Origin of the sequence: Paracoccus sp. UBA889 (assembly GCA_002294185.1) — a bacterium.
Classification (GTDB): Bacteria; Pseudomonadota; Alphaproteobacteria; order Rhodobacterales; family Rhodobacteraceae; genus Paracoccus.
The window spans coordinates 23,766-36,625 of the sequence record DBFD01000056.1; the positions used below are offsets into that span (position 1 = coordinate 23,766).

Annotated in this window: 10 protein-coding genes; 8 read left to right on the forward strand and 2 right to left on the reverse strand. The window is 65.0% G+C overall.

The features are described from left to right. The first annotated feature begins 358 nt into the window (after positions 1-358). From B4L36_RS11590 to B4L36_RS11615, 6 genes are all read left to right on the forward strand, one after another. Complete coding sequence (locus tag B4L36_RS11590; protein WP_292957199.1) at positions 359-1,366, forward strand: LacI family DNA-binding transcriptional regulator; 1,008 nt, start codon at positions 359-361, stop codon at positions 1,364-1,366. A gap of 67 nt (positions 1,367-1,433) precedes the next feature. After that, positions 1,434-2,102: an amino acid ABC transporter permease gene (locus B4L36_RS11595; protein WP_292957201.1), complete on the forward strand. Its 669-nt coding sequence runs from the start codon at positions 1,434-1,436 to the stop codon at positions 2,100-2,102. 2 nt (positions 2,103-2,104) lie between these two features. Continuing rightward, complete coding sequence (locus tag B4L36_RS11600; RefSeq protein WP_348670817.1) at positions 2,105-2,758, forward strand: amino acid ABC transporter permease; 654 nt, start codon at positions 2,105-2,107, stop codon at positions 2,756-2,758. A 27-nt stretch (positions 2,759-2,785) separates the two neighbouring features. After that, a complete protein-coding gene (locus B4L36_RS11605; RefSeq protein ID WP_292957207.1) occupies positions 2,786-3,583 on the forward strand; it encodes a transporter substrate-binding domain-containing protein in 798 nt (265 codons plus the stop codon). Positions 3,584-3,637: 54 nt separating this feature from the next. Continuing rightward, entirely contained in the window at positions 3,638-4,372 is a 735-nt protein-coding gene (locus B4L36_RS11610) for an amino acid ABC transporter ATP-binding protein (RefSeq protein ID WP_292957210.1), read from the forward strand. Beyond that, entirely contained in the window at positions 4,369-6,198 is a 1,830-nt protein-coding gene (locus B4L36_RS11615; RefSeq protein ID WP_292957213.1) for an NAD(P)-dependent oxidoreductase, read from the forward strand. The genes B4L36_RS11610 and B4L36_RS11615 overlap by 4 nt, the downstream gene beginning before the upstream one ends. Before the next feature lie 234 nt (positions 6,199-6,432). On the opposite strand, the gene B4L36_RS11620 is transcribed toward B4L36_RS11615, so the two are convergent. Together B4L36_RS11620 and B4L36_RS11625 are read right to left on the reverse strand one after the other, a co-directional pair. Then, complete coding sequence (locus tag B4L36_RS11620; RefSeq protein WP_292957216.1) at positions 6,433-8,700, reverse strand: penicillin acylase family protein; 2,268 nt, start codon at positions 8,698-8,700, stop codon at positions 6,433-6,435. A 12-nt stretch (positions 8,701-8,712) separates the two neighbouring features. Next, a complete protein-coding gene (locus tag B4L36_RS11625) occupies positions 8,713-9,525 on the reverse strand; it encodes an IclR family transcriptional regulator (protein ID WP_292957219.1) in 813 nt (270 codons plus the stop codon). Between the two features lie 132 nt (positions 9,526-9,657). Here B4L36_RS11625 and B4L36_RS11630 point away from each other — a divergent pair, with 132 nt between their 5' ends. Then, a complete protein-coding gene (locus tag B4L36_RS11630; RefSeq protein ID WP_292957221.1) occupies positions 9,658-11,166 on the forward strand; it encodes a M81 family metallopeptidase in 1,509 nt (502 codons plus the stop codon). Positions 11,167-11,232: 66 nt separating this feature from the next. Beyond that, positions 11,233-12,828, forward strand: a complete 1,596-nt coding sequence (locus B4L36_RS11635) for an ABC transporter substrate-binding protein (RefSeq protein ID WP_292957224.1) — start codon at positions 11,233-11,235, stop codon at positions 12,826-12,828. Positions 12,829-12,860 lie beyond the last annotated feature (32 nt).

The following is a 12,860-nucleotide window of genomic DNA, read 5'->3' on the forward strand; positions in this document are numbered from 1 at the left end:
GCGCCAGTAGCGTCGTCCATTTCGTGGCAGAAAAGTTTCTGGCAAGGCAAGTGCCGGAGGCTCTTCTTTAAGATTAATTTAAAAACATATTTCCTCCGTGGGTTGAGGTAATCCCAAGCAAATGCAGTTGCTGATTCGCTCGACCCTGGGCCACGACCGGCATCACCCCCGGGATTGTCGATTCTGCCAACCGCAAGTTGAAGCCGTGACCCGGGCGTTTCGAAAAAGTTGGTCACGCCGTTCATCGGTTCCCAAGACGTCGCTGCGCCCTGTGCGCCAATCTGCGAGTTGGTGACGTTGACCGAGCCTGTCGCATCTTCTGGATTTCGCTATGAAAGGGCAAACAGGAGGGCGCAGCATGAACCGCAAGAAGGTCACATTGGCCGAGGTCGCGCGGGTGGCGGGCGTTTCACGGGCGACGGTCTCGCTGGTGGTGCGGAAATCGCCGCTGGTCGCCGATCATACGCGCGAAAAGGTCGAGAAGGTCATGGCCGATCTCGACTATGTCCGCGATATCGGGGCCGCAAGGCTGCGCAACAACAGCAGCCGCACCGTGGGTGTCATCGTGCCGAACCTCGTCAATTCCTTCTTCACCGAATTCCTGTCGGGGGTCGAACAGGTCATGGGCGAGGATGACAGGGTCGTTCTTCTGGCCAACAGCCAGGACGATCCGGTGCGTCAGAACGACATCCTGCAGAGGTTTCGGGGTCATGGCGTCGATGGCGTGATCCTGTGTCCGGCCGAAGGCACCGATCCGGATCTGCCTTTGCGCCTGCGGCATCGCGGCGTGCCCGTGGTGCAGGCCTTGCGGGAGGTCGGCGAAGGGATCACGGATTATGCCGGCGCGGACTACCTCGAGGGCGTGCGCCTGGCGATCCGGCACCTGGTCGGCGGGGGACATCACCGGATAGCCTTTCTGTCGGTGGCCGCGCAGACATCGGCGCGAGAAGAGCGTCTGCGCGGTTTTACGGCCGCGCTTGGCGAAACCGGGGCCTCGTCGGCGGGGATCGTCGAAGCCGAACTGACCTGGGAAGGGGCCGCGCAATCGGCGGCGGCGATGCTGGCGCTGAAGACCAGGCCGACGGCAGTGCTGTGTTTCAACGACGTGCTGGCGGCGGGTCTGATGCTGGGCCTGCGCCGCGCGGGGTGCGAACCGGGCCGCGATCTCGCGGTGGTGGGGCTGGACGATCTGCCTCTGGCCCGGTTGACCTATCCACCCTTGACCAGCGTTGCCATGCAGCCGGACTGCATTGGTGTCAGGGCCGGCCACTTGCTGGCCCGCCGCCTGGCCCAGGCGGATGCGCCGGTTCAGCGGTCCGTGATTCTGCCGAGGCTGATGATAAGAGGAAGCAGCCATCGTGATTGACTTTCCTCCGCACGGATTTTAGATCGTTCTAAACAATGGGAAGCGGCACATCGGCAGGGGAGAGCAGATGTATCAGTTCAACTTCCAGCCCGTCTTCGAGAACCTCGACCTGCTGCTTTACGGGGCGCTGCTGACGGTGCGTTTGTCGCTGGCGGCGATGGTGCTGGGGCTGGCCGTGTCGGTGATGGGTGCGGTTGGCAAGACATCCGGCATCCGGCCGCTGCGCTGGCTCATCGACGTCTATGTCGAGGTCATTCGCAACACGCCCTTCCTTGTCCAGATCTTCTTCATCTTCTTCGGCCTGCCGGCCATCGGCATCAGCATGTCGCCCAACACCGCGGCGCTGGTCGCCCTGGTCATCAATGTCGGTGCCTACGGGACCGAGATCATTCGCGCCGGCATCGAATCGATCCCGCGCGGCCAGATCGAGGCGGGCCGGGCCCTGGGCCTGACCCCGGTGCAGATCTTCAGGTATGTGGTGGTAAAGCCGGCGCTGCGGAACATTTATCCCTCTCTGACCAGCCAATTCATCTACCTGATGCTGACCTCCAGCGTGGTCTCGGTCATCTCGGCCAATGATCTGGCCTCGGCGGGGGCCGATCTGAACGCGCGGACCTTCGCAAGTTTCGAGATCTATCTGGTTCTGACGGTCATGTATTTTCTGCTGGCCCTTGGCTTTTCGACGCTGTTTGCCACGATCCGCCGCGTGTTCTTCACCTATCCTGCGAGCCGCTGATGATCCGCGAATTCTCGGCCTCTGACATCCTGTTCATCGCCTCGGCGGCACGCTGGACCCTGATCCTTTCGGCCATTGCGTTTCTTGGCGGCGCCATCGGCGGGCTGGGCATCGCGCTGGCCCGGACATCGGGCGGCACGCTGCTTCGGCGCGTCGCTGCCGGATTCATCCAGATCTTCCAGGGCACACCGTTGCTGATGCAGTTGTTTCTGGTCTATTTCGGGCTGGCCGTCGTGGGGCTGCCGATCAATCCGCTGCTGGCAGCCGCTGTCGCGCTGACCTTTCACGCCAGTGCCTATCTGGGCGAGATCTGGCGCGGCGCCATCGAGGCCGTGCCCTCGGGTCAGACCGAGGCATCGATGGCGCTGTCGCTGTCCTACACCGACAGGATGCGCCATGTCGTGCTGCCGCAGGCGATGCGGCTGGCGGTGGCGCCGACGGTCGGCTTTCTGGTGCAGCTGATCAAGGGAACCTCGCTGGCCTCGATCATCGGCTTTACCGAACTGACCCGCGCCGGTCAGATCATCAACAACGCCACCTTCAAGCCATTTCTGGTGTTTGGCACGGTGGCCGCGCTTTATTTCATCCTGTGCTGGCCGCTGTCGCTGCTGGCGCGCAGGCTCGAGGCGCGGATGCGCCGTGCCGTCACCCGCTAAACCCATCTCGTCACGGAGGAGAAACTTATGAAACTGACCCGTCGTCTGTTCACGACCCTTGCCGCCTCGGCGCTGGCTGCCGGGCTGGCGCTGCCCGCAACTGCCGCCGATCTGGCCGCCATCGAGAAGGCCGGCACCATCAAGATCGGCATGCTGGTCGATTTTCCGCCCTTCGGCATCCAGGACGCCTCGGGCAATCCCGATGGCTATGATGCCGATGTCGCCAAGGCGCTGGCAAGATATCTGGGCGTCGCGCCACAGATCGTGCCGGTGACGGGGCCGAACCGCATCCCCTACCTGCTGTCGGGGCAGGTCGATGTGCTGGTCGCCTCGCTCGGCATTACCGAAGAACGCGCGCGGAAAGTCGATTTCTCCAAGCCCTATGCCGGGATCAGCATCGCGGTCTATGGTGATAGCGGGCTTGAGGTCAGCGACGCGTCCGGTCTGGCAGGCCAGTCGATCGCCGTCGCCCGCGCCTCGACCCAGGACAGCGGCGTGACCGCCATCGCGCCCGATGGCACGGATATCCGCCGCTTCGACGACGACGCGACAGCGGTCCAGGCGCTGATGTCGGGTCAGGTCAAGTTGATCGGCGTGTCGAACGTGGTCATGTCGCAGATCGGCAAGGCCACCGGCGATCGGTTCAACAAGAAGTTCGACCTGTCCAGTCAGGTGCAGGGGATCGCCGTGGCGCCCGGATCGGACGCGCTGTTGGAAAAGGTGAATGCCTTCGTCGATCAGGCGACGACCGACGGCACGCTGGACAAGATCCACGAGAAATGGCTGGGCGAGCCGCTGCCCGACTTCGTGAAGCAAGCCCAGTAAGTCAGGCGCCGCCCGGCCGGATGCGGCCGGGCGTTCCGCGAAGGGAAAAGGATCATGACCGAAAACGCCATCACCATGCGGGGCGTCAACAAGTATTACGGCGGATTTCACGCCCTTGTCGATGTAGACCTGACGGTCAGGCGGGGCGAGCGGATTGTCATATGCGGCCCGTCCGGGTCGGGCAAATCCACGCTGATCCGAACGATCAATCAATTGGAGCCGATCGAATCCGGTTCGATCGTCGTGGACGGGGTGGAACTGAAAGCGGGCGGCGACAACGTCGCGAAGATCCGGCGCGATGTCGGCATGGTCTTCCAGTCCTTCAACCTGTTCCCGCACATGACGGTCCTGGAAAACTGCATGCTGGCGCCGATGAAGACGCGCAAGGTGACCCGCGCCGAAGCCGAGGCGACGGCGCGGCAATATCTGGATCGGGTGAAAATCCCCGAACAGGCCGAGAAATATCCCGCCCAGTTGTCCGGCGGGCAGCAGCAGCGCGTGGCGATCGCGCGGGCATTGTGCATGAAACCGCGGATCATGCTGTTTGACGAACCGACCAGCGCGCTGGATCCGGAAATGGTCAATGAGGTGCTGGAGACGATGATCGACCTGGCGCGGGACGGGATGACCATGCTGTGTGTCACGCATGAGATGGAATTCGCTCGCGCCGTCGCCGACCGGGTGATCTTCATGGACAAGGGCGTCATCGTCGAGGAAAACGCGCCCAATGAATTCTTCGGCAATCCACAGAACGAACGCTTGCAGACCTTCCTGGGCCAGATCGCATGAGCCGCCCCCCCGTTCTGGCGCTGGCCGATCTGAAGCCGCAGGACATGGCCGAAAGGCTGCGCGCGGATTACGATGTCGTGCACGACATCGACGTGGCGGGCGATGCCGAAATCGTCCTGACGGCAGGCAATATCGGGCTGTCGGCCACGCAGATGGCGAAATTGCCCCGTCTGCGCCTGATCGCGGTGAACGGGGTCGGAGTCGATGCTGTCGATCTGACCGAGGCGCAGCGCCGCGGCATTGCCGTGACGACCACGCCCGACGTGCTGTCGCTGGCCGTGGCCGAGATGGCGCTGGCGCTGGCGTTGGCCTGCGGTCGGCGCATCGCCGAGGGCGATCGCTTCCTGCGCGCCGGAACCTGGGCTGCGGGTGCCAAGCTTGCGCTTGGCAGCTCCGTGCTGGAACGCCGGGCCGGGATCCTGGGCTATGGGCGGATCGGGCGCAGGCTGGCCGATCTGCTGCGCGGAATGGGGATGCAGGTTTTCTATACCGCACGCGCGGAAAAGCCCGGCGCGCCCGATACCTTTCGCCCTGACGCGCGGCAGTTGGCGCGCGATTGCGATGTCCTGTTCGTGACGGCGGCGGGGGGCGCCGGGACGCGCGGTCTGGTCGATGCCGACGTGCTGGCGGCGCTTGGATCCGAAGGGATCGTCGTCAATGTCGCGCGCGGCCCGGTCGTGGATGCCGAGACGCTGGCGCGGGCATTGTCCGAAAGGGTCATTGCCGGGGCGGGACTGGATGTCTTCGACGACGAGCCATGCGTGCCGCGGGCGCTGCTGGACGCGCCGAATTGTGTGCTGACGCCGCATGTCGGCTCGGCCACCGCCGAGGCGCGGCGCGCGATGGCGCAACTGGTGCTGGACAACATCCCGCCCATGTCGCCGGCCGGCCGCTGCCGACGCCATACGCGACATGACCATGCGCTCTCTCTGCATCGGAGGGCCGCTGGTCGAATACTCGGCGTGTCCGGATGCGCCCTCGACCTTCGACCCGCGCGCGGGCGGAGACACGTTGAACACCGCGATCCATCTTGCGCGGCCAAGCGCGCGGGATCAGGTCCGCTATCCGTCCTGCCTGGGCGCCCTTTTCCCGGAACAGAGGGCAACAGCATGACGGTATCCGCTTTCGACGTGGCCTCGGCCGCCGAACTTCTTCTGAAGGCACGCGGGCAGGGGTCACCCGTTGCCGTCACGGCGCCCGAACCGGCCGATCGCACGGCGGCCCGCCAGGTGCAAGAGGCGGTGATGGCAGGGCTTTGCGATCCCGGCGGCGTCTGGAAGATGGCGCTGCTTGGCGGCGTCACCCGCGAGGCCGCGATTCTGCCGCGCGCCTTGTTGCACGAAACCGGGACCAGGCCGATCCTGCCCGGCCATGCCGCGATCGAGGTCGAAACGGCGCTGATCCTCGACCGTGATCCCGGCCCAAGGCCGACGCTCGACGCCATTGCCGAAATTCGTCTGGCGTTCGAGTTCGTCGCCTCGCGTCTCCGGGGGAACTGCGCACCTCTCTGGAAGATGGCCGACAGTTTCAGCTCGGCCGGCATCGTGATGGGTGAACCGATCGGCGGCTGGCGCGACGGGCTGCCCGATCGGCTTGGCATTGCGCTGACGATTGACGGCCTTCCGGCTGCCGCAACCGAGACGCCGGCCCCGATTTCGGATGCGCTGGATTTTCTGGGCTGGCTATCAAGACACGCCGCAGCGCAGGGACGAAGGTTGAAACAGGGCGACGTGATCATCACGGGCGCCCGCATCGGGCCCGTTCCATTGGCCGGAGCATCGCGGGCACGCGCCGTTGCGCTGGGCGCTTCGGTAAGTCTTGGTTGACGAGGTCAGCAGGGACAAGGCCAGCGGAAAGTCCGGCTGCGCCATCCGGTCACTTCTCGCGATGCAAATGACGATTCGGCGCCTGCGATAGGGGGATTCCACGTAAAAAATATTCATAAATCAATTATTTTAATGGTTTGGGAGAAGGAAGGCCGCTTCATCCCACGCCCTGTCCGCCGCGCGCCCTCGGTCTGTTCCGATGAAACGGGCCGGGAACGGTCGCGCCGCCGACCGCTATTGGTCCTGCGGCATGAGGCCGATGCATTCCTGCGTCGCGGCGTCCACCGCGTCGCGGGAATACGGCATGGGGACATAGTTCCCGGCGGCCCAGAGCGGGGCCAGGTCGTCGTAGTGGCTCTGGCCCGGCACGCCGGATTGCCCCGGTGCGTTGATCCAGACGCTGTTGTCCCATTGTCCCACATCCAGAACCATACGCACCGACGCACCATTGCTGACCCGGAAATCGGATGCCTCGTAGTGACCCATCATGACGGTTGTGCTGCTGCCGCCGGTGGCGAGTGGGCCGACATCATGTGTGGCGCCCAGGGGTGTCAGCGCGTGGTCGAAATAGCCGTTGTGCAAGTCGCCCCAACGCCATTGTGTCACATCCCTGCCAAAGATTGACCGCGTGTCGTCCCATGCCGCAGCAAGAGTATCCGAAAGGATCTGGCCATGCCCGGGATCGTCTTGCAGCATCCGCGCAAGCGTGGGGATATTGCCGGGCGCCAGATATTTGCGCAGTTCCGGATCGGGGGCGAACTTTTCCAGCATCGCGGGACGAAGATGGCGGGAAAGCCAGATCTCGTAGAGCAGGGCAGCGGCACTGTCCGCCGTCGCGTGGCCGTCCCAGCCACGCAGAAGATCGGCAGCCGGGCCGTCGGGCAGCAGCGCGATCAGCGCCATCGCGATGGCCGAGAAAGTGTCGGTCTGCAATGCGCAATTGCCCGCGATGTCCCGTGCGCGGTCCGCAGAGATCACCTCGGCGATACGATCCGCGCGGCCGTCCTCGAACCACTCGAAGCCGATCGGATGCGCGTCATGGTCCCAACTCGCCGGCAGGTTCATCTCATTGGCGGAATGGACGAAGCCGCTGACAGGATTCTCGACTGCGGGAAGATCGGCGGCGGTCATGTAGCCCTGCCATTCATGCGCGCCATCGCCGGAAACGGGCATCAAGCCACGCCAGCCGGTGCGCCTTGGCACATAGGCGGCGGGCTGCCAGCAGATGTCGCCCGCACAATCGGCATAGATCATGTTGACCGACGGCGCACCCCAGGTGGTCAGCGCCTCGCGGAAGGCCGGCATCGTCGTCGCACGCATGGATTTGAGGCTTGCCATGTAGGGCGCGGTGCCGGGATCGGTGAACACCGTCCGGATGGCGACGGCGGTGCCGCCCTCGTTGAAGACGACCGGCCCGTGCCGGGTGAAAAGAAGTGGCAGCGTCTGGTCCGCACAGCCCTTGACCGCGAAGATTTCGTCGACGCGTGACATCTTCTCGGTCCCCTCGCCGTATCGGTAGGCGGTTCCCGCATCGTCGGTCCGGTATATCATCACATCCTCCTGGTCGGCGCAGAAGATCGTGAGGCTGAAGGCGGCGCTGCCGTTGTGGCCGGCCATGATGCCCGGGGATGAGGGTTCGCCCGCCCCGATGAGGTCGAGGTCCGGCGCGCTCAGATGCACCATGTAGCGCAGCGACGGCGCGGCATGAAGTCTGTGCGGATCGCTTGCCATGATGGCGCGGCCCGTATCGGTCCGTGCTGGGGCGATGGCCCAGTTGTTCGATCCCTCCATTGACGGTGCGCGCCTGACGGCCCTGCGAGCATCGACGGAGGACCACAGGGGCGCGTCCTGCAGCGGGGCGTTCAAGCGGTCTTCGCTGAACGTGACGGGGGCGGTGGCCAGTTCATAGACGGCAAGCGCATCGGCGGGCAGGGCCGCGTCATCGGCCTTGTCCCATTCCTCCCGGGGCACGGACGGGGACAGTGGCACACGCAGAAGGTCGGTCGCGGGGTCGGCCAGTCCGTGCACCTGCATCCGCGCCAGTTCCGACGCGGCGTTGCGCATGAGGCAATGGGTGCGGATGCGCACCACATCCTCGGGCGCCCAATAGGCGGGCCTGGTGCCGAGGCGTTCGAACTCGGGCGGAAGGGGCAGGGTGCCGTCGTCCACCAGATCGACGGCAGCATTGATGCCTTGCGCGAAGGCGGTGCAAATCCGTTCCGCGTCATCGCCATATGCGGCCCATTCCGGCGCCATGTCGCCGCGATACAGGAACAGGCGCGCCGCCCGGTCCTGCATCAGATAGCCGGGGCCAAAGTCGGCGGCCAGCAGACCCAGCCCGCGCTTGCGCCACAGGTCGATCTGCCACAAGCGGTCCCGCGCGGCATTGAAGCCCTGCACGAAGAAGGCGTCGCGCGTGCTTCGCGCGCGAATATGCGCCAGGCCCCAGCGGTCGATGGAGATGCTGGCAGGGGCCGAAAGGCCGGGGAGGGTGAGGTCCAATCGTCTTCTCCTTCAGAAGCGGCTGATGGCGCGGGCGGCCTGCTGGCCGGGGGGGACGACACGCTGCACGAAATCGGCGGGCGTCCATTCCGCCAGCGAGCCCGCGATGTGTATCGCCGCGACCGGATCGCCATTTGCGTCCATGATGGGAAAGCCGGCGGCGATTTCGCCCGACAGGATCTGGCTGATGGCCAGCGCATATCCGTCCGCGCGGGTCTGGGCGATCCGGGCCATGATCTCGTCCACGTCCGTGATCGTATGGGGCGTGAAGGGACGCCGGTCCGACGCCTCGACGATGGCCCGCGCACGATCCGGCGACAGGCGCGACAGCATGGCCCACCCGCCCGAGGTGCAGAAACTCGGCACGCTGTGGCCCACCAGCGTGGCGTTCAGGGTCTGGCGTTTGGTTTGCAGACGGATGGCGTAGATCACGCGGGCATTGTCGAACAGCGACAGGTCCACCCGTTCGCGCACCGCTGTGCGCAGTTCCTGCAAGACCGGCGTCGCCAGCCGCACCAGCGGGTCGAGCCGCAGATAGTCCAGCGTATGATCCAGCAGGCGTATTCCCGGCAGGAATCCGTTTCCGTCCGAATCGCGGCGAATGTAGCCCAGCACGCGAAGGGTATGGATCATGCGCTGCGCCGCCGAGCGGTCGATCCCGGCGCGCTCGGCGACCTGGGTCAGCGTCAGCGGGCCATCCGCGTGGTGAAAGGCCGACAGCACCGTCATCGCCTTTTCCACCGACTGCACGAACAGCGCGCTGGCCCGCGCCGCGTCGGTCAGGTCGCGCCGTCCGGGTTCTGCCCGCGTCGTATTTCTGGGCATGTGCTATCCTTCGTGACGGCGCTGTTGACTTGACGTAAGGCCAGCTTCTACAATTTCTATACGATGCAGTTGTATTGCTTGGCAATACTTAGGTCCTTGCGGACCGATCGCGGGGAATCGAAGGGATTGGGCATGTCGAGGCGCGTGGCGCTGGCCGGTTTTCTTCATGAAACCAACACGTTCGCACCGACGAAGGCGCGGATGTCGGATTTCGTGCAGGGCGGTGGATACATGCCGATGGCGCGCGGGCAGGCGGTGATCGACCAGTCGCGCGGTATCAATCTGGGGATTGGTGGCGCGGTCGAATTCGGCGAATCGGCGGGCTGGGACATGGTGCCCGTGCTGTGGGCCGGAGCGATCCCGTCGGCGCATGTTTCGCGCGACGCCTATGAAAGCATCACCGAAGAGATCATTTCGGGCATCCATGCCGCCGGGCCGCTGGACGGCATCTTTCTTGACCTGCACGGCGCGATGGTGGCCGAGCACGAGGACGATGGCGAGGGACGGCTGCTGGCCCGGCTGCGTGCGGCGGTGGGTGACGTGCCCATCGCCGCCGCGCTGGATCTGCATGGCAACATCACCGCTCGGATGGTCGAGGCGGCGGATATGCTGGTGGGCTTTCGCACCTATCCGCATGTGGACATGGCCCGGACCGGGCATCGGGCGGCGGCGCAACTGGATCGCCTGATGGCCGGCACGAGACCTGCGAAGGCATTCCGCCGCCTGCCTTTCCTGGTGCCTATCGCCTGGCAAAGCACGCGCGGCCAGCCCGGAAGGGATATCTACGATCTGGTCGCAAAGACCGAATGCAGCGACGTCACCAGCACCTCCTTCTTCTTCGGTTTTCCCGCCGCGGATTTCCCGGGCTGCGGCCCGACGGTGATCTGCTATGGCGAAACACAGGCCCCGGCCGATGCTGCGGCCGACCGGATCGAACGGGCGGTGCGCGACGCCGAGCCGGCGCTGGCCGGGCAGACATTCGACCCCGACGAAGGTGTGATCGAGGCCATGCGGATCGCGGCGGACGCGCGCCGCCCCGTGATCATTGCCGACACGCAGGACAATCCCGGCGCCGGGGGCGACAGCAACACGACGGGAATGCTGCGCGCGCTTGTCCGGCAGGGGGCAAAGCGCGCCGCCCTTGGCCTTCTGGTAGATCCAGGGGCGGCCGCCGCCGCCCATGCGGCTGGCGAAGGGACAGAAATCGACCTCGCGCTTGGCGGCTTTTCCGGGATCCAGGGCGATGCGCCCTATGAAGCGCGTTTCGCCGTGGAAAAGCTGTCGGAGGGCAAGCTGATCGCATCCGGCCCCTTCTATGGCGGCGCACCGCTGGATCTCGGCCCCTCTGCCTGCCTGCGCGTTGACGATGTTCGCGTGGTCGTCACCAGCCACAAGGCCCAGATGGCGGATCGCGAGATGTACCGCTTCGTCGGGATCGAACCCGAGACACAGGCGATCCTGGTGAACAAGAGCTCGGTCCATTTTCGCGCCGATTTCGACCATATCGCCGAGACGATCCTGACCTGCACCGCCCCCGGACCGATGCCGCTGAGCCCGGCAAGCCTGCCCTTCCGGCGACTGGCGCCCGGAATGCGGCTGGAACCGCTGGGCGAGGCGTTCAGGCCGCAGGATTCACCATGAACCGACAACCGCGTCACACAAGGCAATAAAGCCGGGCGCATTTTCATCAACCACGGGAGGTTACGGATGAAGCACTTCAATCTGAAAGGGACGCGGGCGCTGCTGCTCAGTGTCACGCTGGCGGGATCGGCCCTGTTGGCGGGCGGCGTGGACGCGCAGACGCTGCGGGCGGTCATGCATTCGGACCTGCGGGTGCTGGACCCGATCCTGACCACGGCCTACATGAGCCGCAACCACGGTTACATGATCTTCGACACGCTTTTCGCGCTTGACGCCAATCTGGAACCGCAGCCTCAGATGGTGAAGGATTACGAGGTCTCCGAGGACGAGCTGACCTATACCTTCACCCTGCGCGACGGGCTGAAATTTCATGATGGCGCGGATGTGACGGGCGCGGACGTCGCAGCCTCGATCAAGCGTTGGGGCGAGCGCGACGGAATGGGCCAGGTGCTGATGTCCTTCGTGGACAGCATGGAACAGGGCGCAGAGCCAAACCAGTTCGTCCTCACGCTGAAAGAGCCTTACGGGCTGGTGATCGAAAGCCTTGCCAAGCCTTCGTCGAACGTGCCCTTCATCATGCCCGCGCGGCTGGCCGAGACGCCGTCGACCGAACCGATCCCGGAACAGATCGGATCCGGCCCCTTCAAATGGGTGGCGGACGAATACCAGCCCGGCGTGCGCGCGGTCTATGAGAAGAACGAGGATTATGTCCCGCGCGACGAGCCGCCAAGCGCCGCCGCGGGGGGCAAGGTGGTCAAGGTGGACCGCGTCGAATGGGTGGTGATGGCCGACGACCAGACGGCGCTCAACGCGCTGCAGGCGGGCGAGATCGACTTCTGGGAACAGCCCCCCTCCGACCTGTTGCCGATCCTTGAGGCCAATCCGGATCTGACGGTCAAGAACCTCAATGCGCTGGGATTCCAGACGATCATGCGGCCCAACACGCTGAATCCGCCGATGGACGATCCTCGGATCCGCCGGGCCGCCATTGCGGCGGTGAACCAGAAAGACGTCCTGGATGCGCTGGTCGGGACGCCTGACCTCTACAAGATCTGCGGTGCCATGTTCGTCTGCGACACGCCGCTGGCCACCGACGTGGGGTCCGAAACGCTTGTGCAGGGCAATGGCATGGACAAGGCCAAGGCGCTGCTGAAAGAGGCCGGATATGACGGCACGCCAATTGTCATCATGCAGCCGACGGACGTCGCATCGCTACGCTCGCAGCCCATCGTCGTCGCACAGGCGATGCGGGATGCGGGATTCACCGTCGATCTGCAGGCGATGGACTGGCAGACCCTGGTGGGCAAGCGCGCAAGCCAGGCGCCCATCTCTGAAGGCGGGTGGCACATGTTCATGACCAACTGGGTGGGCGCCGACGTGTTCAATCCGCTGGTCAACAACATGGTCAATGGCAAGGGCAAGGACGGCGGCTGGTTCGGCTGGCCGGACGTGCCCAAGCTTGAAGAGTTGCGTACAGCCTATGCGACCGCACCCACGCTGGAGGAACAGCAGAAGCTGGCCGCGGAGATCCAGAAAATCGCCTATGACGAAGGCATCTACGCCCCGATCGGCCAGTATTTCGTGCCTACGGCCTGGTCCAACAGCCTCGACGGCGTCCTGGACGCGCCCGCGCCGCTGTTCTGGAATATTACCAAGAACTGACGCCGCGCGCGGCCCCCGCTGGCGGGGCCGCG